Raw genomic sequence first — 19,886 nt, 5'->3', positions numbered from 1 at the left:
CGGATGTCTTTTCAGCAATCCCCGAAGCAGTAACGACAAGACCTATATTTTTGGAGAACCCGATGGACGCCAACCCGTTTGCAAAGATGCAGCGACTAGGTCGCGCGCTGATGCTGCCAATCGCCGTATTACCGGTGGCCGGCCTGCTTCTGCGTCTCGGCCAGCCCGACGTCTTCAACATCAAGATGATCGCCGATGCCGGCGATGCGATCTTCACCAATCTGCCGCTGCTGTTCGCGATCGGCGTGGCGGTGGGCTTCGCGAAGGACAACAACGGCACGGCGGGGCTCGCCGGCGCGATCGGCTATCTCATCGAAGTGGCCGTGATGAAGGACATCAACGACAAGCTCAACATGGGCGTGCTGTCGGGGATCATCGCCGGTATGGTGGCGGGTTACATGTACAACCGGTACAAGGACATCAAGCTGCCCGAGTATCTGGCGTTCTTCGGCGGCAAGCGCTTCGTGCCGATCGTCACAGGCGTCGCGTGTCTGATACTCGGCATCGTGCTGGGCTATATCTGGCAGCCGGTGCAGGCGGCCATCGACACGGCGGGCAACTGGCTGACGACGGCCGGCGCGCTCGGCACCTTCGTGTTCGGCGTGCTGAACCGGATCCTGCTCGTGACGGGCCTTCACCACATCATCAACTCGCTCGCATGGTTCGTGTTCGGCTCGTTCACGCCGCCCGGCGGCGGCGCGGTGGTGCACGGCGACCTGCATCGCTTCTTCGCGGGCGATCCGACCGCGGGCGGCTTCATGACCGGCTTCTTCCCGATCATGATGTTCGGCCTTCCGGCCGCGTGTCTCGCGATGTTCCATGAAGCGCCGAAGGATCGCCGCGCGGTCGTCGGCGGCCTGCTGTTCTCGATGGCGCTGACCGCGTTCCTGACGGGCGTGACCGAGCCGATCGAGTACAGCTTCATGTTCCTCGCGCCGGTTCTCTACGCGATCCACGCGGTGCTGACGGGCCTGTCGCTCGCGATCTGCTCGGCGCTCGGCATCCATCTGGGCTTCACGTTCTCGGCGGGCGCGATCGACTACGTGCTGAACTACGGCCTGTCGCAACGCGGCTGGCTGGCGCTCGTGATCGGTGTCGTGTACTTCGTCATCTACTACGGTCTGTTCCGCTTCTTCATCCGCAAGTTCAACATGGCGACGCCGGGCCGCGAGCCGGCCACGACCGATGCGCAAACCGATGTCGATACCACGGTCGCCGGCGGCCTGATTCCGCCGGTTCCTGGCGCGGCGGTGGCGGCATCGAACACGCGCGCTGCAAGGTACATCGCGGCGCTCGGCGGCGCGTCCAACCTGACGCTCGTCGATGCCTGCACGACGCGTCTGCGTCTGTCGGTGGTGGATACGGAGAAGGTGTCGGAACCGCAGTTGAAGACCGTCGGCGCGCGTGGCGTGCTCAAGCGCGGCGCGACCAACGTGCAGGTGATCATCGGACCGGAAGCGGACCTGATCGCCGATGAAATCCGCAGCGAACTCGAGCATTCGTCGACGCGCGGCGCGACGCCCGCTTCATCGACGCCGGCGCAACCGGCGGCAGCGGCGGCGAGCGTCGATCAGACGCCCGGCCCGCTCGATCCGGACCCGTTCCGCTGGCTCGCGGTGTTCGGCGGCGCGACCAATGTCGCATCGCTCGACGCGGTTGCGCAGACGCGCCTGCGCGTGGTCGTGCGCGATCCGTCGTCGGTGGATCGTCAGCGTCTGTCGTCGCTGGATGTCGCGTGGGTGTCGGCCGATACGTTCCACATCGTCGTGGGCGCAGCGGCGCAACGTTATGCGACGCAACTGTCCGCGCGCCTGTCGGGCAGTGGCGGCGGCGCGGCGCCGATGCCGGCCTGATGCGGTAATCGATGGTTGAAAGCAGACGGCACCTTCGGGTGCCGTTTTCTTTTCCAGCGCAGGGCAAAAGAAAAAGCCCGCTGTCTTATCGACAGCGGGCTTCGCAAGTTTTGCTACGACACAGTCAGGCGTTACGCGAACTCGTGCAGCGCCGAGCGCATCTTCTTCATTGCGCTCGCCTCGATCTGGCGAATGCGTTCCGCCGATACGCCGAACTCATCGGCCAGTTCATGCAGCGTCTTGCCGCCCGATCCGTCGTCCTGCACGTCGAGCCAGCGCGCCTTGATGATGCGGCGGCTGCGCTCATCCAGCGATTCGAGCGCTTCAGCAAGGCCGTCGCTCTGCAGCTTGTCGAACTGGCGCGCGGCAATCACGTTCGTCGGCTCGTTGTGCGAGTCCGCCAGATAGGCGATGGGCGCGAACGCTTCCTCGCCGTCATCGACCTGACCTTCGAGCGCGATATCGCCGCCCGACAAGCGGGTTTCCATTTCCGCGACTTCCTCGCGCTTCACATTCAGCTCGCTCGCGAGACCTTCGATCTCGTCCGGCGTAAACGCCGAGTGGCTGGTCTTGTGACTGCGCAGGTTGAAGAACAGCTTGCGCTGCGCCTTGGTCGTCGCGACCTTCACCATGCGCCAGTTGCGCAGAATGTACTCGTGGATCTCGGCCTTGATCCAGTGCATGGCGTACGAAACCAGGCGCACGTTTTGCTCGGGGTCGAAGCGCTTCACGGCCTTCATCAGACCGATGTTGCCTTCCTGGATCAGGTCCGCGTGCGGCAGGCCGTAACCGAGATAGTTACGGGCGATCGACACGACGAGCCGCAAGTGCGAAAGCACGAGCTGGCGCGCGGCGTTCAGGTTGCCCTGCTCGCGAAACTCGGTGGCGTACTGACGTTCCTCCGCCTGCGAGAGCATCGGAATACGGTTCACTGCTTGTATGTAGGAATCGATGTTGCCGATCTGGCCGGTCAGCATCGACGACTGTGCGTACGTCAGCGCGCCTGCCGAAGATGCCTTGGCAGGTGCCGAGTTCACGACATTCGGAAGGGTCATCGCATTGGTCACGCTCATAAGCTCCTTATCAACAATTCACTCGCCGCTTAACAACAGCGACAGGTCAGACACGATATTAGCACTCCGGTTCATCGAGTGCTAAGTGTTAGAGCAGAGGGGAATGTGGGAGTTCCCACAAAAACTATCGAATTAGCAAGGTCAATAGGACAGACCGTTGCATGATAAGCGGAAGAAAGTACCGAGGATAAGGCTGCTTTCGAATCCGTTACCGCTTTTGTGCGCTGCGGCGAAAGAAAATTCAACAAACGGAGACGGTGGTTGCGATTCCTGCAAATTCTGAAAAACGTCTCTAGAATCGCGAGACAACGCTCTTAATGAAACACGCCCGTCATCGGAGTAATTGGGGTGCTCATGCATAAAAACAAGAGTTCGTGGCAACGTCCGCTTTCCCGCGTGGCGGCTCTTGCCGCATTCGGCCTTGCGTCGGCGGCAGCTCACGCCGATCGTTTCGGCCTTCAGATCGCCGGCGGCGTCGCCGATCGCGACATCAAGAAAGCCGAGCTCGGCGTGGCCTGGGATCCGGGCCTTAACTGGTGGGAGATCGGCGGATTCCACTTCACGCTCATCGGCGAAGGGCACGTGTCCTACTGGCACACGACCGAGGATAACGCCGTCCACCCGAACATCTGGGAGGTCGGCATTACGCCGGTGGTGCGCTTCGTGAAGAGCTCCGGCTACTTCCGGCCGTTCATCGAGGCGGGCGTCGGCGTGCGGCTGCTTTCGCATACGCGCATCACGGAGAATTTCTCGGTGGGCTCGGCGTTCCAGTTCGCGGACATGGTGGGCGTCGGCATGATCTTCGGCGCGCAGCAGAACTATCAGGCGGGCTTTCGTTTCCAGCATCTGTCGAACGGCGGTATCAAAGAGCCGAATCCTGGTATAAATTTCAGCCAGCTATATCTGCAATACAACTTCTGACGAGGCGCCGGCGCATCGGTTCCTCGACGCAAGAGGACTCGACAGATGCCGGCAAAAACCATTGAGGCGATCCGCGGCCTCGAGCGTGACCGTTTCCGTGCGATGGTCGAGGGCGACGGCCCGGCGCTGGACGCGCTGCTGGCCGAGAACGTCAGCTACGTCCACACGAACGGCAAACGGGAGACGAAGCGCCAGTTCATCGACGCGATCACCGCAGGCCGCCGCCGCTATCGTCAGATCGAGATCCAGTCGCAGGACGTGCTGCCCGCCGGCCGCGACACGTGCCTCGTGTCGGGCCGCGCGCTGATCGAGATGGAATCGAAGAACGGCGCGCTGCTGTTTCCGATCGCCTATACCGCCGTTCACGTGCAGACCGAGGGTCAATGGCAGCTGCTCGCGCTGCAGGCGACGCGCGTGGCGCTCGAATAGCCACGCGCGCCGTTCGTCAGGCTTCGACAGCTTCGTCCTGCCGCACGTTGTCCACGACGCGCCCGGAACGGTTCACCGCGCTCACGACCGCATCGGCGACAGCGAGCGCCGGATTCGCATGCACCGCGACGCCGAAGCGCGTCTGGCCGTCGCCGACGCGGCAGCCGACGAACGCCGCCGTATCGCCGCCCGCCGTCACGGCTGATTCGAACCAGTTCACGTTTGCGTCCACGCCGAGGGCCGCGGCGACCGTCTGCGCGTAAGCGTCGCCGCTCGTCGTGCCGGCTGGCGGCGCCACCGCGACGCGCTTCCCGAATACCGACAGCGTCGATACGTCGACGCGCGAAACCGGCCCGCCCGCGTCGAAATACTCGCGTTTGAAGAGTTCGCAGATCGCGTCGCCGCCGATTTCCGCGCCGGATGCATCGGTGATCCGTTGCACGGCGTAGCTGAACTCGATCTGCACGCGCCGCGGCGGCGTGAAGCCTAAGCCGCGTTCCAGCAGGAAAGTGGAGCCGCCCTTGCCGGACTGGCTGTTCACGCGGATCACGGCATCGTAGCTGCGGCCGAGATCGGCGGGATCGATCGGCAAATAGGGCACTTCCCACACCGTGCCCGGCACGCGCTGCGCGAAGCCCTTGCGGATCGCGTCCTGATGCGAACCCGAAAACGCGGTGAACACGAGGTCGCCAGCATACGGGTGACGCGGGTGCACCGGAATCTGGTTGCAGCGCTCGACGACGCGGCGCACGGCGTCGATATCGGAGAAATCGAGTCCCGGATCGATGCCTTGCGTATAGAGATTCATTGCGAGCGTGACGAGATCGACATTTCCGGTGCGCTCGCCATTGCCGAAGAGACAGCCTTCGATGCGGTCCGCGCCCGCGAGCACCGCCATTTCCGCCGCCGCGACCGCCGTCCCGCGATCGTTATGCGGATGCACCGAGAGCACGATGCTGTCGCGATAGCCCATGTTGCGGTCCATCCACTCGACCTGATCGGCGAACACGTTGGGCATCGCGGCTTCGACCGTCGCGGGCAGGTTCACGATCATCTTGTGATCGGGCGTCGGACGCCACATTTGCGCGACGGCGTCGCAGACTTCCCGCGCGAACGAGAGCTCCGTCATGCTGAAAGTCTCGGGCGAGTACTGATAGGTCCAGTGCGTTTCCGGCCGTGCCGCCGCGCATTCCTTGATGAGGCGCGTCCCTTCGACGGCGAGCGCCTTCACTTCTTCCTTCGACTGATTGAACACGATCTTGCGGAACGACGGCGCGATCGCGTTATAGAGGTGCACGATCACCTTGCTCGCGCCCGCGACCGCTTCGAACGTGCGCTCGATCAGTTCGCGGCGCGACTGCACGAGCACTTCGATGGTCACGTCGTCCGGGATGCGTTTTTCGTCGATCAACTTGCGCACGAAGTCGAAATCGGTCTGCGATGCCGACGGGAATCCCACCTCGATTTCCTTGAACCCGATTTTCACCAGCATCTCGAAGAACTCGAGCTTCGCGGCGATGCTCATCGGCTCGATGAGCGACTGGTTGCCGTCGCGCAGATCGGTGCTCATCCAGATGGGCGCCTTCTCGATCGTGCGGTTCGGCCAGCGGCGGCCATTCAGACGGACTTGCGGAAACGGGCGGTATTTCTCGGCGGGGTTCGGCATCATGATCGTCGATCTCTCTTCGGACAGTTTGCGTAGCGCCTGCGAGAGAGGCCGTGTCCGGCGGCTGGCCGGGCGTGGCGGGATGCACGTGAGGCGGTGCGGCGCGCGCGTGTCGCGGAATCACCAGCGATGGTGACGCCTGTGACCAACGTGAACGTGCGCGGAGCAACGTGCATTTGACCCTCGCGTTTCCGTTTCGCGGGATGCGCGAACGAAAAGCTGACGACTACAGGTGGTAAGAAAAGGAACTACAGAGACTGCTGGCAGGACCGGGCGCCTTGCGACGCGCGGCGCTACGTCTGGCGACTTACGCTAGACGTAGCGATAGGGGCCGCGCTAGGCGGCCCGGGATAATTCGGAGGGAGGAAGGCTGAGTAAAGCTCATGCGATCGACTTTAAACCAGCGTTGAATACCGTGTCAAATGGGATTTGCCTGATCGACGACAGGTTTGCGCACCACATCGACGATCACTTCGACCTGCCGCACGACCGCGGGCGGCACCGGCACATCGCCGCGCAGCACGCATTCGATCCATCGCGCGGTGGTCGCGGCGTCGAGCGTTTCGGGCAGTTCGATGGGAGGCGCGTGCGGCTGCGAGTGCTCGGGCGAGATCAGCGTATCGACGTGGCCGTCGTGGAACCAGTCGACCTGCACCTGGCGGCGCGTGTCCGCGACGGCTTCGCCTTCGGTGCCGCGCGCGAGCAGTGCGCCGCCCGCCGCCGCATCGGGATGCTCGGTGAAAAGTCCCGTGAGACTCTCGCGATACTCCGGATGCGTGTAGTTGACGAGCCTCAGGCCCGGATCGGCGAACGGCTGAAGGATTTTTACGAGCGTGTGCGTCGAATTGCGCACGCCCATGCGGCGTCTCAGCGCCAGGAGCCGGGCGAGCTTCGGCGCGAGCACGGCGATCGGCGCGAATGCGAGTCGGCGCGATGCGAGGCTGTCTTCGATTTCATCGTGCGAAGCCGCGTGCGCGATACCCAGTTCGGCGAAAATCGCGGCGCTCGTCACGCGGCCAGGATCGTCGGTGACGCCGTGCACCAGCACCGGCACGCCTTCGCGCGCGAGCAGAAGCGACAGCAGCGGCACGAGATTCGGCGTCTTGCGCGCGCCGTTGTAGCTCGGTATCGACACGGGCCGCGCGTGCTCGCGGCCATCCTGAACATGCAGCGGCTCGAACGAGCGATGCGCGGCGGACAGCATGGCGGCGAGCTCGGCGGAGGTCTCGCCCTTGACGCGGTAGGCAAGCAGCACCGCGCCCAGTTCGAGTTCGGAGACGCGATCTTCGAGGATCGCTTCGTAGAGCGCGTAGGTGTCCTCGTGCGAGAGGGCGCGCGCGCCGTTCGGCCCGCGGCCGATTTCCTTGATATAGCGCGCGCAGGCGAAAGTGGGGGCAGCGGAGTCGGTCATCGGATAGTTGTGGCGGATCGGGTGCTCAATTCCGTACTGTGAGCGATGCCGTCGCGCGTTTTAAGGTGCAGGAAGCTTATTGAGTACCGTATTTGACGAGCGCTGGCAAGCTGCACCGAGCGAGCGTTTCGCCCGTATTTCCTCCGATGCTTACGAATAACGCCGCGCCCACCGACCCGGCGATGGCTCGCCGAAAGCTCGCAAAGCCGCGTCCGACAAGCTTCGCCACGATTTACGCGCGCACGTTACACTCCCTTTTCTCGCCGGCCGTCCGCGCTGGCGCATTCGTCCATGAATCTGCACATCAAAACAGCAACAGGAGAGCGGGATGAGTTACGTATTTCCTCCGGCGCCGGCCGCAGCGGTGCCCGTCGATGGTTCGAATGAGCAGTTTCCGGTGCGCCGCATCTACTGCGTCGGCCGCAACTACGAAGCCCATGCGCGCGAAATGGGCCACGATCCGGATCGTGAGCCGCCGTTTTTCTTCAGCAAGCCCGCGGATGCCGTGCTGTACGTCGCGCCCGGTTCGACGGGCGAATTCCCGTATCCGTCGCAGACGAAGAATCTGCACTTCGAGATGGAACTCGTGGCCGCGATCGGCAAGCAGGGCAAGGACATTCCCGCCGATAAAGGGCTCGATTACATCTACGGCTACGCGCTCGGCCTCGACATGACGCGCCGCGACCTGCAAGCCGAAGCGAAGAAGCTCGGCCGTCCGTGGGACACGGCGAAAGGCTTCGACCGCTCGGCGCCGATCGGCCCGATTCATCCGGTGTCGAAGGTCGGGCATCTGGAAAAGAGCGCGATCTGGCTGACCGTCAATGGCGAGGAAAAGCAGCGTTCGGACATCTCGCAACTGATCTGGTCGGTGGGTGAAACCGTCGCGTATCTGTCGACGCTCTTCGAGCTCTTTCCCGGCGATCTCATTTTCACCGGCACGCCTGAAGGCGTCGGCGCGGTCGTGAAGGGCGATCTGCTGAAGGGCGGTGTCGGCGGCATCGGTGAATTTTCGGTGCGCGTCGTATGAAGCTCTACAGCTATTTCCGAAGTTCGGCGGCGTATCGCGTGCGCATCGCGCTGAATCTGAAGGGGCTCGATTACGATTACGTCGGCGTGCATTTGCTGCGCGATGGCGGGCAGCAGCTCAAGCCCGAATATCGCGCGGTGAATCCGGACGGCATCGTGCCCGCTCTCGTCGATGGCGACGACGTGCTCACGCAATCCCTCGCGATCATCGAATATCTCGAGGAAACGCATCCCGAGCCCGCGCTTCTGCCGAAAAGCCCGTCCGAGCGCGCGTTCGTGCGTTCCGTCGCGATGCAGGTCGCGTGTGAAATCCATCCGCTCGACAACCTGCGCGTGCTGAAGTACCTGAAGCATCAGGTCAAGGTGCCGGACGAAGCGAAGGACGCGTGGTACCGGCACTGGGTCGAAATCGGCTTCGAGTCGCTCGAAAAGCGGCTCGCCGCCGACAAGCGGGTCGGCGCGCTGACTTTCGGCGACACGCCGACCGTCGCCGATCTGTGCATCGTGCCGCAGGTATTCAACGCGCGGCGCTTCGGCATCGACGTGAGTCCGTATCCGACGATCGCGCGCATCGCGGACCACGCCTGCATGCTCGACGCCTTCGCACGGGCCGCTCCGGCGCAGCAGCCGGACGCCGAATGACGGCGGCGGATTCTGCGGGAGCGCTGTCGGGTTATCTGTCGGGTGCGGGTCTGGGAGCGAGCCTGATCGTCGCGATCGGGGCGCAGAATGCGTTCGTGTTGCGGCAGGGGTTGAAGCGCCGCCACGTGGGCATCGTCGTGTCGATCTGCGCGTTCATCGACGTGCTGTTGATCGCGCTCGGCGTCGGCGGAATGGGCGCGCTCATCGCGCGTGCGCCTGTTCTGCTCGACGTCATTCGCTGGGCAGGCGCGATCTTCGTGTTTCTGTATGGCGTGCGCGCTTTCCTCGCGGCGTGGCGCGGGCCGGGGCATCTGAACGCATCGGACGGCGATTCGCAGACGGCGATCGGCGCGGCGTCCACCGTGCTCGCGCTGTCGCTGCTCAATCCGCATGTCTATTTGGACACCGTGGTGTTGCTCGGCGGCATCGGCGCGCAGCGTGGCTGGCCGGGCAATGCGTGGTTCGCGGCGGGCGCGATGTGCGCGTCGGTCATCTGGTTCACGGCGCTCGGCTACGGGGCGCGTCTTTTGGAGCCGTGGTTCGAGAAGGACGTATCGTGGCGCGTGCTCGATGTGATCGTCGGCTGCGTGATGTGGTGGATCGCGGCTTCGCTGATATTCGCGCGATAAAAAAGGGCGTCCAACTGGACGCCCTTTTCAGGTTCAGCCGAGCAGCGCGTCCGCGAACTCTTCGGCGCTGAACGGCTGCAAATCTTCGACCTTCTCGCCCACGCCGATGAAGTACACCGGAACGGGCCGCTGACGCGCGATCGCGGCGAGAATACCGCCTTTCGCAGTGCCGTCGAGCTTGGTCACGACGAGGCCGGTCAGACCCAGCGCATCGTCGAATGCCTTCACCTGCGCGAGCGCATTCTGGCCCGTGTTCGCGTCGATCACGAGCAGCACTTCGTGCGGCGCGTCGGGCATCGCTTTGGCGATCACGCGGCGCACCTTGCGCAGTTCTTCCATCAGATGTAGTTGCGTCGGCAGACGGCCGGCGGTGTCGGCCATCATCACGTCGATCTTGCGCGCACGCGCCGCGCCGACGGCGTCGTAGATCACGGCGGCGGCGTCGCCGCTTTCCTGCGCGATCACCATCACGTTGTTGCGCTCGCCCCAGACCGTCAGTTGCTCGCGCGCGGCTGCGCGGAACGTATCGCCAGCGGCGAGCAGCACCGACTGGTTGAAGCGCTGCAGATGCTTCGCGAGTTTCCCGATGCTGGTCGTCTTGCCGACGCCATTCACGCCCGCGATCATCATCACGAGAGGTTGCGCGCGTCCGAGCATCAGCGATTTTTCGAGCGGACGCAGCAGATCGACGAGCAATTCGCGCAGCGCGGCCTTCACTTGCGACGCGTCGGTCAGACGCTCCGCGCGCACTTTCTCACGCAGCGATTCGAGCAGAAACTCGGTTGCATCGACGCCGGCATCGGACATCAGCAGCGCGGTTTCGAGTTCTTCGTACAGGTCTTCATCGATCTTCGCGCTGACGAAAATCCCGGTCAGATTGGAGCTCGTCTTGGAGAGACCGTGACGCAGACGCGAGATCCACGATTTTTTCGCGGCCGGATCGGCCTCGGGCGGCGGCACGATTTCCTCGTTCGCCTGATCCGTTTCCGGACCGCGCGCCCATTGCGACTGGGTGCGGCCTTGCCAGTATTCCTTCGATTCTTCCGTCCGAGGCTCGACGGACGGCGTGGGTACGACGGGCGCAGCGGGTTTCGCGGGGGCTTCGGGCTGCGCTTCTTCCGACGGCGTCTCGACAATGCCAAGCGCCTGCCGTTCGAGCTCGGCGTCGGAGATTTCTTCGTCCTCGGCGGCCTCGACGGATTCGTCCTGAGGAGCGCCGGGCGGCGCGTCAGCCGGCTTTTTGAATTTCTTGAAGAAGCTGAACATGGATTTTGACGATGATGCGCGCGTGAACCGATGGCCTCTTGCGCGCGTTCGAGTCGCTCCGCGCGAGGCCCGCGCGATGGGATAGTAGCCGCATATTTTATCAGGCGCCGCCGTCGGCGCCCGTGCGGCTCCCGGCATGGCGTGCGCGTGTGGTAACGTTGCCTTCATTGCCCGGGCTGGCTGATCTTCAGGCAAAAATGCCCGGCGCGCTCCACTCCAACAATCTGTTTATGCCCCGCACGTCCGCTACCCGATCCACCTTGCCGAGCCATACGCCATCGCGCGGAGGCAAACCGCACACGATCCGCATCATCGGCGGAGAGTGGAAACGCACGCCGCTGCCCGTGCTCGATCTCGATGGACTCAGGCCCACGCCGGATCGCGTGCGCGAGACGCTCTTCAACTGGCTCGGACAGGATCTGAGCGGTCAGCGTTGTCTCGACATGTTCGCGGGCAGCGGCGCGCTCGGTTTCGAGGCGGCGTCGCGCGGCGCGGCGCGTGTGGTGATGGTCGAAAGAAGCGGGAAGGCAGCGGCGCAGATCAGGGCGAATCAGACGAAGCTCGGCGCGCGCAACATCGAGGTTGCGGAAGCGGATGCGCTGAGGCTCGTCGCGAGCCTCGCGCGCGACTCGTTCGACGTGATCTTTCTCGACCCACCGTTCGGCGATCAGGCGTTGCTTCTGCGCGCGCTGGAACTGGCGGCGCCGCTCGTCACGCCCGACGGGGCGATTTACGTCGAATGCGGCGATGCGCTGGACCTGACAGGCATCGATGGGCTCGCCGGCTGGACCGTCGCGCGTGAAGGCAAGGCGGGCGCGGTCCGCTATCATTTGCTGCGTCGCGAAAATGAGGAATAATGCGCGTTCCCGATTTTGGTACAGCCAATCTCGCGGGGAATGAGGGAGAGTTGGTCGTCGCAGCCACGCGGCCCAATGTAAATAGAAGAGGAGAAGCTCATGGTTGTCGCCGTGTATCCGGGTACGTTCGACCCGCTCACTCGTGGGCATGAAGACATCGTCCGGCGCGCATCGAGCATTTTTGATCAGCTCGTCGTGGGCGTCGCGCACAGCCAGGCAAAGAAGCCGTTTTTCTCGCTGCAGGAGCGGCTGGATATCGCGCACGACGTGCTCGGGCATTATCCGAACGTGCAGGTGAGCAGTTTCACCGGGCTACTGAAGGATTTCGTCCGCAAGAACAACGCGCGCGTGATCGTGCGCGGACTGCGCGCCGTGTCCGATTTCGAGTACGAGTTCCAGATGGCCGGGATGAATCGCTATCTGCTGCCCGACGTCGAGACGATGTTCATGACGCCATCGGATCAGTATCAGTTCATCTCCGGCACCATCGTGCGCGAGATTGCGCAGCTCGGCGGCGACGTGAGCAAGTTCGTGTTCCCGTCGGTGGAAAAGCGGCTGATTGACAAAGTCGGTATTCTGTCGCAGAAGGATCCCGCGGCGCCCTGAGCGCCGGGCCCGTGCGCTTCGTCGTTATTGAACGTCGCGCGCGGGCGTCATGCCGGACTCGAAACCGGCGCAAGAGAGTGAAGCATGTCTTTGATCATTACCGACGAGTGCATCAACTGCGACGTTTGCGAGCCCGAGTGCCCGAACGACGCCATTTCGATGGGTCCCGACATCTACGTGATCGACCCGAACAAATGCACGGAATGCGTCGGCCATTTCGACGAACCGCAGTGCCAGCAGGTGTGCCCCGTGGAATGCATTCCGCGCGACCCGGCGCATGTCGAGACGCCTGAGCAGTTGATGGCCAAGTACCACGCGCTGATGGCGGCGAAGGGCCAGTAAGCCCTTCGCGTCTTATCCGATCAGCCCGGTCAGGGCGGCGACGAGCGCATCGCATTCGGCGGGCGTGCCGATCGAGATGCGCAGATGCTGATCGATTCGCGGCAACTTGAAATGACGCACGAAAATCTCTTTCGCCTTGAGCGCGGCGGCGAGTGCCGCGGCATCGTGTGCGGGATGCTTCGCGAACACGAAGTTGGCGGCGGACGGCACCACGTCGAAGCCGAGCGCCTGCAGTTGCGCGGTCAGTTTCTCGCGGCTCGCGATGACCTTCGCGCAGCCTTCTTCGAACCACGCCTGATCCTCATACGATGCGATCGCCGCGACCTGCGCGAGGCGATCGAGCGGATACGAGTTGAAGCTGTCCTTCACGCGCGTGAGCGCTTCGATCAGCGCCGGATCGCCGAATGCGAAGCCGACGCGCATGCCGGCCAGTGAACGCGCCTTCGAAGTCGTCTGTACGACGAGCAGGTTCGGATACGCGTCGATCAGATTCACGGCCGATTCCGCGCCGAAATCGACATACGCTTCATCGATGATCACAGGCGCGTCCGGATTCGCTTTCAGCAGGATTTCGATTTCCGAAAGCGGCAGCGCGCGGCCTGTCGGCGCATTCGGATTCGGTAGCAGCACGCCGCCGCCCGGCGCGCGGTAATCATCGACATCGATTGCGAAATCCGCGTTCAAAGGCACGGTCTCGTAGGCGACGCCGTAAAGCTGCGCGTAGACCGGATAAAAGCTGTAGGTGATGTCGGGGAAAGAAATCGGCTTGTCGTGCTTCAGCAGCGCCTGAAACGCGTGCGCGAGCACTTCGTCGGAACCGTTGCCGGCGAACACCTGCTCGATACGCAACCCATGATGCTTCGCAACCGTTTCGCGCAACGCGCGCGCGGTCGGATCGGGATATTTGCGCAGCGACGCGCCATCCTCGCCGAGTTCGCGCCGAATCGCTTCGACGACACGCGGCGACGGCGGGTACGGGTTCTCGTTCGTGTTGAGCTTGACGGGATGTGCCAGCGCGGGTTGCTCGCCCGGCACATAAGGCGTCAGACGATGGACGATATCGCTCCAGAAACGGCTCAAGGTCGGCTCCAAATCAAGAGTTGCGGTGCAGGTTCATCATCGCACGCTCGGTTTCGCCCGCGACGACGAAGGGCATCACGGCGAGCGCGCGCTCGATCGACTGATCGATCACATCCTGTTCCTCACGGCGCGGCGGCTTGAGCACGAAGTTCGCGACATCGGGCTTCGCACCCGCGCGCGCGCCTTCGGGAATGAGATCGCGCGGATGCCCGATGCCGATGCGCAACCGCCAATATTGCTGCGAAGAAAGGTGCGCGGAAATATCCTTCAGTCCGTTATGTCCGCCGCTGCCGCCGCCGAGTTTCATCTTGACGGTGCCGGGCGGCAGATCGAGTTCATCGTGCGCGACGAGAATCTCGTCGGGCAGAATCTTGAAGAACTGCGCGAGCGCGACCACCGATTGTCCCGAGCGGTTCATTAAGGTCTGCGGTTCGAGCAGATGCACTTCGTGGCCGTGCAGACGCCCCTTGCCGTAGAAACCGTGAAAGCGACGCTCGTCGCGCAGCGTCGCGCCCGCGTCGCGCGCGAACTGGTCGACGAACCAGAAGCCCGCGTTATGCCGCGTCGCGGTGTATTCGGCGCCCGGATTGCCCAGGCCGACGATCAGCTTGATCATGTCGAATCTTGTAGAACGAAAAAAAAACCCGCCGGGGCTTGCGCGCCGGCGGGTCACGTCGACCGTTCTTGCGAACGGATCGAGAGGATAGCGGTGTTCCGCGTGCTTACTCGGCCGCCGGCTTTTCGCCTTCAGCAACTTCGCCAGCCCCTTCCGACACGACAGCGGCCGGAACGGTAGCCGAAGCCACCACCGGGTTTTCCGCTTCGACGGAAACCGTCAGGCTCACGCCCTTCGGCAACGGGATGTCCTTCGCGTGCATCGTTTGACCGGCTTCGATCTTCGCCAGATCGATTTCCAGGAACTCAGGCAGGTCTGCCGGCAGGCATTCCACTTCCAGTTCCGTCACGACGTGCGAGATCACCGCGCCCGCCAGCTTCACGGCCGGGTTGGTTTCCTGGTTCATGAAGTGCAGCGGCACCTTGGTGTGCAGCTTCTTCTTCGCGTCGACGCGCTGGAAGTCCACGTGCAGCACGAGCTGCTTGAACGGGTGGTATTGCACGTCGCGCAGCAGAACCTGTTGCGACTTGCCGGCCACTTCCAGATCGAGAATCGACGAGTGGAAAACTTCCTTCTTCAGGGCGTGCCACAGGGCGTTGTGGTCGAGTTCGACCAGTTGAACGTCCGTTTCACCACCGTACACGATACCCGGGGTCTTGCCCGAGTTACGCAGGCGGCGGCTCGCACCCGTACCTTGCTTGCTACGCTCGAAAGCGACGACTTTCATGTTTCACTCCTATATCTGCCCGCGACCAGGCAGGGAAACCGGGATCATCGAAAATGTGTGATCCCACAACAAGCGACGCGAACCTTCGTTCGTTCGCGCCGATCATGCAAAAACGCGAAGCATGCGCCTCGCGTTCCTTGCTCAATTCTGTTTAGCCTTCGGCGAAGAGCGACATCACCGAGTCGCCGCGCCGGATTCTGGAGAATGTCTCGGCGAGCAGACCCGCGCTCGACAGCAGACGGATCTTCGGGCACGCGAGCGATTCGGACGACAGCGGAATGGTGTCCGTGACGACCAGTTCGTCCAGTTGCGACGCCGCGATGCGTTCGCCCGCGCCACCCGACAGCACCGGGTGCGTGGCATACGCGAAGACCTGCTTCGCGCCGCGGTCCTTCAGCACTTGCGCGGCCTTGCACAGCGTGCCGGCGGTATCGACCATGTCGTCCATGATCACGCAGGTGCGTCCTTCCACTTCACCAATGATGTTCATCACTTCGGCGACATTCGCCTTCGGACGACGCTTGTCGATGATCGCGAGGTCGGTGTTCAACTGCTTGGCGAGCGCACGCGCGCGCACCACGCCGCCCACGTCCGGCGACACGACCAGCAGATGATCATGATTCTGCTTGCGCAGATCGCCGAGCAGGACGGGCGTAGCGTAGATGTTGTCGACGGGGATGTCGAAGAAGCCTTGAATCTGGTCGGCGTGAAGGTCCATGGTGATCACGCGATCGACGCCGGCAATTTCCAGCATGTTCGCGACGACCTTCGCCGAGATGGCCACGCGCGCGGAACGCGGACGGCGGTCCTGGCGCGCATAGCCGAAGTAGGGGATGGCTGCGGTGATCCGGCCAGCGGATGCGCGTTTGAGCGCATCGACCATGATCATCAGTTCCATCAGGTTGTCGTTCGTGGGAGCGCAGGTGGACTGCAGAACGAATACGTCTTTGCCCCGAACGTTTTCCTGAATCTCGACCATGATCTCGCCGTCAGAGAAACGGCTGACCATCGCTTTACCGAGAGGAATTCCAAGGATTTTGACGACTTCCTGAGCAAGCGCGGGATTTGCGTTGCCAGTAAAAACCATCAGGCCGTCACTGCTCATCGTGCACCTGTCTGCGGCTGGAGGCGAGAGGAAAAACGCGAGAAAAAGAATGGCAGGGGAGGAAGGACTCGAACCCTCGCATGCCGGAATCAAAATCCGGTGCCTTGACCAACTTGGCGACTCCCCTACACTAACTTTGAGTCTTGCCGGGAAGTGTAGGACATGCCCGACAAAACAAAACCTATGACGCGAAAGCGAAGAGAGGATGAGAATCCAGACTTGCCGTTACCACGCTCTTCCAGCTTGCCGGCAGTTTGACTTGCGCCATTTCTGCTTCGGCTCGGCTGGGGAAAGCGGCAAACACGCTTGCTCCAGATCCGGTCATTCGCGCCGGTGCGAGATTGGAAAACCACTCGAGCACCTGTGCAACTTCCGCGTACTTTTCTGCAACTACAGCCTGCATGTCATTTCGACCGAAGCTGTCCGGCCAGTTTGCGTCTGACCTTTGCGCTGCAAGAAAGTCCATCATTTTGGCGACTTTCGTATCCCTTGTCAAGGCTTTTTCCGAAAAAATCGCCGCGGTCGGGACGTGAACATTGGGTGTGACTACCAGGAAGAAGCGTTTGGGCAGATCGACTGCCTGAAGCGCCTCGCCTACACCCTCTGCGAATGCATTTTGCCCGAAGACAAAAAACGGCACGTCCGCGCCGAGTTGCAGGCCGAGATTCTGCAGAATCTCACGCGAAAGATCAACACCCCAGAGTCGATTTAACGCCAAAAGAGTTGTGGCAGCGTCGGAACTGCCTCCGCCGAGGCCTGCGCCCATCGGCAGACGCTTGTCGATCTCGATCTCCACGCCGAACTTCGTGCCCGTGTGCTGTTGTAGCAAACGCGCCGCCCGCACGACGAGATCGTCGGCTTCGGGCACGCCCGGTATGTCGGTCTTGCGCGTAATCGCGCCGTCGTCGCGTCGCTTGAAATGCAGACGGTCGCCCCAGTCGAGCAACTGGAAGACGGTCTGCAGCAAGTGATAGCCATCCGGACGGCGGCCCGTGATGTGCAGGAAAAGGTTCAGCTTCGCGGGCGCGAGGCAGTCACGGAGCGAATCGTTGGATGAGGACATGCGTGATGCGACTACGAAGTTATTGATCGAGCACGAGCTTGATGTCGAGCGGCGGTTCGTTGCGCGAGAGATTCACGCGCTTCACGCCCGTCGCGGGCGCATCGGCGTAGGCCAGATAGTCGATCGTCCATCCGTCCTGCCTGATTTCCTTCGGACGGCCGTTGTTCGATTCCGGATCCAGCGTTGTCTGCGCGCGCGAACTCGGCGCCGCCGACGGCTGCAGCCAGTAGCGCAGGCCTTCGACCGGCAGCGCGAAACCGAGCGTGTTCTGCATCAGCAGGGAGACGTTGTCGGCGCTCACCGGCTGCCGATTGGGCAATTCGAGCGTGGCGAGCGACGGCGAGGACGTCACGATCGCCATCGTCTGGCCGAGCGGATTGCGCAACTGCAGCGTGACCGTATCGCCCGTTTCCTGCCAGTCGAAATTGCCGTACGCGTTTCGCTGCGTGCCGTTCTGATCGTTGTACTGCACGGCGAAGCGTCCGTGGTATTCACGGCTCGTCTGCGTCGCGAGCGAAGTGGATGCGTTCGTTGTCGTGGGGACGCGCGGCTGTAGCGCGCAACCCGACATCACCAGCGCGGCGGCTGCCGCAATGCCGAGCGCGCCGCGTCGAAGCGATGCGCCGGCGAGAAAATCGAATGCCATCAAAGGTCGTTTACCTGGAGTCGTTTTAGCGTTTTGACGAGCGTATCGTTGTCAGGTTCGAGCTTTTGCGCCTGCCGCCATGTCGCGCGCGCCTGATCCTGCTGTCCGGATTTCCATTGGACTTCGCCGAGATGCGCGCCGATTTCGGCATTCGGCTGCAGGTTGTACGCGTTCTTGAGAATCTTCTCCGCTTCGGCCGCGTTGCCCTGACGGAAACGCGCCCAGCCGAGGCTGTCCATGATGAACGCGTCGTTCGGCGCGAGCGAAACCGCCTTCTCGATCAGTTTCACCGCTTCGTCGAGCCGCTGATTGCGATCGACGAGCGAATAGCCGAGCGCGTTGTAGGCCTGCGGATTGGTCGGCTGCGTGCGCATCAGCGTGCGCAACTGCGTCTCCATCACGTCGTAATGGCCGTTCTTTTCGGCGGCCATCGCGTAGTCGTAGACGAGATCGGGATCGTCGGGGAATGCGGCCACCGCCTTGGCGAGATTTTCCTCTGCTTCCTTGTAGCGATGCGCCTCGAAGAGAATGGCCGAATCGGTGCGCGCGAGCAGCGCGAGATCGCGCGGATCAGAGCTTTGCAGGCTGCCGAGCAGCGCACGCGCGTCGTCTACCTTGCCTTGCTTCGCGAGCAGTTGCGCGCGCGTGATCTGCGCGGGCAGATATTGCTGGCTCGTGCGCGGAATCTTGTCGAGCCACTGGCTCGCGGCCGCCTCGTCTTTTTGCTCGAGCGCCAGTTGCGCGAGATAGATGTACGCCTGGCCGGGGTCCGCGCCCGGCGTGCTTTCCGCCGTCTTCGCGTAGAGATTCAGAAAGTCCTGCGCCTTGTCGAACTGTTTCTTCTGAATGTTGATGAGCGCGAGCGCCATCAACGGCGTCAGGTCCTTCGGGTCGTTCTTGCGCATGATCTCGAACTGCTTCTGCGCGTCGTCGAGCCTGTCGGAAGACAGGTACAACTGCGCGAGCGCGAGCCGTGCATCATGCGATTTCGGATTCTTGTCGAGATATTTCTCGAACGAAGCGATGCCTTCCTTGCGTTCTTCCGGACCCATGCGCGCGAGCGTCAGCGCGGCGGGCAGATAGTCCGGCTTGAGTTGCAGGGCTTTTTCGAGCGATGCCTTCGCGCCGGGCTGATCGTCCGCGATCAGTTGCTGGCGCGCGAGCGCGAGTTGCGCCTCCGGCCGGTTCTGATCGTTTTGCGTCAGATCCTTCAGCACGTTAAGCCCGCCGATGCGATTCGGTCCACGCGCGAGCAGGCTCTGCAACGAAATGATGGCTTCGCCGCGCTGATCGGGCGAGACCTTCGCGAGCTCGCGTTCGAGCGTGGGCTTCGCGTCTTCCGGCTTGCCGCTCACGATCAGAAGCGACGCGCTCAACTGCGCCGCGCGATCCGAATGCGGCGCGAACTGCTGCCAGAGTTGCGCCGACGTCAGCGCGTCGTTCGGGCTTTGCGCCGCGATCGCGATTTCGGTCGCGCGCTGCGCGAAACGCGGATCGTGCGTGTCGCGGGCAAGCGAGAGATAGGTCTGGAATGCAGGCGCCGGCTGACCGCGCTGCAACGCGACTTCAGCCGCCAGCACCTGAAACACGATCTGGCTGGACATTGCCACGTTCGGCAAATCCTGTGTCTCCGCGCCGCTGACCGGCGCGGTCAGCAGATCCGCGGCGTTTTGCGCGTCGGATTGATCGTCGGCGCTTGGAACGGGCGTCGCGTTCGGATCCTGAGCGTGCGCGGGGACGCACGCGAGCGCAGCCATCGCGAGCGCAATGGCGCCGGCGATGCGTGACATTGGCACGGCGAGCGAATGCGTCGAGCCGGCCAGACGCTTCGCAAACAGCTTCATGACGAACGAGTTCATGGAATTCCAGACGATGTTTCAGTCGATTGTAACGCGGTCGCTAAAATACCGGCACACTCGTCCCAGCAA

The 19,886-nt window shown here is 62.9% G+C and carries 20 protein-coding genes and 1 tRNA gene; 9 read left to right on the top strand and 12 right to left on the bottom strand.

The window, feature by feature from the left end; all coding sequences use genetic code 11:
• Window positions 1-62: 62 nt before the first annotated feature.
• A complete protein-coding gene (gene nagE / locus PQR08_RS27045) occupies window positions 63-1,853 on the top strand; it encodes an N-acetylglucosamine-specific PTS transporter subunit IIBC (RefSeq protein WP_187607419.1) in 1,791 nt (596 codons plus the stop codon).
• 131 nt (window positions 1,854-1,984) lie between these two features.
• Here nagE and rpoH read toward each other — a convergent pair whose 3' ends face one another.
• Window positions 1,985-2,920: an RNA polymerase sigma factor RpoH gene (gene rpoH, locus PQR08_RS27040; RefSeq protein WP_238210510.1), complete on the bottom strand. Its 936-nt coding sequence runs from the start codon at window positions 2,918-2,920 to the stop codon at window positions 1,985-1,987.
• A gap of 360 nt (window positions 2,921-3,280) precedes the next feature.
• Between rpoH and PQR08_RS27035 the strand changes: the two genes are divergently transcribed.
• Window positions 3,281-3,847 (top strand): acyloxyacyl hydrolase, encoded by a 567-nt coding sequence (locus PQR08_RS27035; protein ID WP_408162921.1) that lies wholly within the window; start codon window positions 3,281-3,283, stop codon window positions 3,845-3,847.
• A gap of 45 nt (window positions 3,848-3,892) precedes the next feature.
• On the top strand, window positions 3,893-4,276 hold the full coding sequence (locus PQR08_RS27030) for a nuclear transport factor 2 family protein (protein WP_008351729.1): 384 nt from the start codon (window positions 3,893-3,895) through the stop codon (window positions 4,274-4,276).
• Between the two features lie 16 nt (window positions 4,277-4,292).
• Here PQR08_RS27030 and leuA read toward each other — a convergent pair whose 3' ends face one another.
• Together leuA and ybiB are read right to left on the bottom strand one after the other, a co-directional pair.
• Entirely contained in the window at window positions 4,293-5,945 is a 1,653-nt protein-coding gene (gene leuA, locus PQR08_RS27025) for a 2-isopropylmalate synthase (RefSeq protein ID WP_408162919.1), read from the bottom strand.
• A gap of 415 nt (window positions 5,946-6,360) precedes the next feature.
• Entirely contained in the window at window positions 6,361-7,353 is a 993-nt protein-coding gene (gene ybiB / locus PQR08_RS27020; protein ID WP_408162917.1) for a DNA-binding protein YbiB, read from the bottom strand.
• 328 nt (window positions 7,354-7,681) lie between these two features.
• On the opposite strand from ybiB, the gene PQR08_RS27015 reads away from it, so the two are divergent.
• Genes PQR08_RS27015 through PQR08_RS27005 form a run of 3 tightly spaced genes read left to right on the top strand, consistent with a single transcriptional unit; the run spans window position 7,682 to window position 9,650 of the window.
• A complete protein-coding gene (locus PQR08_RS27015) occupies window positions 7,682-8,380 on the top strand; it encodes a fumarylacetoacetate hydrolase family protein (RefSeq protein ID WP_408162916.1) in 699 nt (232 codons plus the stop codon).
• Entirely contained in the window at window positions 8,377-9,021 is a 645-nt protein-coding gene (maiA, locus tag PQR08_RS27010) for a maleylacetoacetate isomerase (protein ID WP_408162914.1), read from the top strand. Before PQR08_RS27015 ends, maiA begins: the two co-directional genes overlap by 4 nt.
• A complete protein-coding gene (locus PQR08_RS27005; protein WP_408162912.1) occupies window positions 9,018-9,650 on the top strand; it encodes a LysE/ArgO family amino acid transporter in 633 nt (210 codons plus the stop codon). The genes maiA and PQR08_RS27005 overlap by 4 nt, the downstream gene beginning before the upstream one ends.
• 33 nt (window positions 9,651-9,683) lie before the next feature.
• Here PQR08_RS27005 and ftsY read toward each other — a convergent pair whose 3' ends face one another.
• Complete coding sequence (ftsY, locus tag PQR08_RS27000; RefSeq protein WP_408162910.1) at window positions 9,684-10,916, bottom strand: signal recognition particle-docking protein FtsY; 1,233 nt, start codon at window positions 10,914-10,916, stop codon at window positions 9,684-9,686.
• A gap of 230 nt (window positions 10,917-11,146) precedes the next feature.
• Here ftsY and rsmD point away from each other — a divergent pair, with 230 nt between their 5' ends.
• From rsmD to PQR08_RS26985, 3 genes are all read left to right on the top strand, one after another.
• On the top strand, window positions 11,147-11,773 hold the full coding sequence (gene rsmD / locus PQR08_RS26995) for a 16S rRNA (guanine(966)-N(2))-methyltransferase RsmD (protein ID WP_408162908.1): 627 nt from the start codon (window positions 11,147-11,149) through the stop codon (window positions 11,771-11,773).
• A gap of 99 nt (window positions 11,774-11,872) precedes the next feature.
• The gene (coaD, locus tag PQR08_RS26990) at window positions 11,873-12,379 is read left to right on the top strand and encodes a pantetheine-phosphate adenylyltransferase (protein WP_035497575.1); all 507 of its coding nucleotides are present in this window, start codon (window positions 11,873-11,875) and stop codon (window positions 12,377-12,379) included.
• A gap of 84 nt (window positions 12,380-12,463) precedes the next feature.
• Window positions 12,464-12,721 carry a YfhL family 4Fe-4S dicluster ferredoxin gene (locus PQR08_RS26985; protein WP_238285259.1) on the top strand — a complete coding sequence of 86 codons (258 nt, stop codon included), beginning with the start codon at window positions 12,464-12,466 and terminating at the stop codon, window positions 12,719-12,721.
• Between the two features lie 12 nt (window positions 12,722-12,733).
• Here PQR08_RS26985 and hisC read toward each other — a convergent pair whose 3' ends face one another.
• From hisC to PQR08_RS26945, 8 genes are all read right to left on the bottom strand, one after another.
• Window positions 12,734-13,801 (bottom strand): histidinol-phosphate transaminase, encoded by a 1,068-nt coding sequence (hisC, locus tag PQR08_RS26980; protein WP_408162906.1) that lies wholly within the window; start codon window positions 13,799-13,801, stop codon window positions 12,734-12,736.
• Between the two features lie 13 nt (window positions 13,802-13,814).
• Window positions 13,815-14,417 (bottom strand): aminoacyl-tRNA hydrolase, encoded by a 603-nt coding sequence (gene pth, locus PQR08_RS26975; RefSeq protein WP_408162904.1) that lies wholly within the window; start codon window positions 14,415-14,417, stop codon window positions 13,815-13,817.
• 106 nt (window positions 14,418-14,523) lie between these two features.
• The gene (locus PQR08_RS26970) at window positions 14,524-15,144 is read right to left on the bottom strand and encodes a 50S ribosomal protein L25/general stress protein Ctc (protein WP_238285256.1); all 621 of its coding nucleotides are present in this window, start codon (window positions 15,142-15,144) and stop codon (window positions 14,524-14,526) included.
• A gap of 151 nt (window positions 15,145-15,295) precedes the next feature.
• Window positions 15,296-16,249 (bottom strand): ribose-phosphate pyrophosphokinase, encoded by a 954-nt coding sequence (locus PQR08_RS26965; protein WP_035497580.1) that lies wholly within the window; start codon window positions 16,247-16,249, stop codon window positions 15,296-15,298.
• Between the two features lie 50 nt (window positions 16,250-16,299).
• Window positions 16,300-16,376: transfer RNA gene (locus PQR08_RS26960), tRNA-Gln, on the bottom strand.
• 54 nt (window positions 16,377-16,430) lie between these two features.
• Window positions 16,431-17,312: a 4-(cytidine 5'-diphospho)-2-C-methyl-D-erythritol kinase gene (gene ispE / locus PQR08_RS26955; RefSeq protein ID WP_408162902.1), complete on the bottom strand. Its 882-nt coding sequence runs from the start codon at window positions 17,310-17,312 to the stop codon at window positions 16,431-16,433.
• Between the two features lie 19 nt (window positions 17,313-17,331).
• Complete coding sequence (gene lolB / locus PQR08_RS26950; protein WP_187607430.1) at window positions 17,332-17,958, bottom strand: lipoprotein insertase outer membrane protein LolB; 627 nt, start codon at window positions 17,956-17,958, stop codon at window positions 17,332-17,334.
• The gene (locus PQR08_RS26945; RefSeq protein WP_238209676.1) at window positions 17,958-19,817 is read right to left on the bottom strand and encodes a tetratricopeptide repeat protein; all 1,860 of its coding nucleotides are present in this window, start codon (window positions 19,815-19,817) and stop codon (window positions 17,958-17,960) included. The genes lolB and PQR08_RS26945 overlap by 1 nt, the downstream gene beginning before the upstream one ends.
• Window positions 19,818-19,886 lie beyond the last annotated feature (69 nt).

It is taken from the genome of Caballeronia jiangsuensis (genome assembly GCF_046030135.1).
In the GTDB taxonomy this organism is placed as follows: Bacteria; Pseudomonadota; Gammaproteobacteria; order Burkholderiales; family Burkholderiaceae; genus Caballeronia; species Caballeronia jiangsuensis.
The sequence above is the reverse complement of the archived record's forward strand: the minus strand, read 5'-3'. Positions and strand labels throughout refer to the sequence as shown.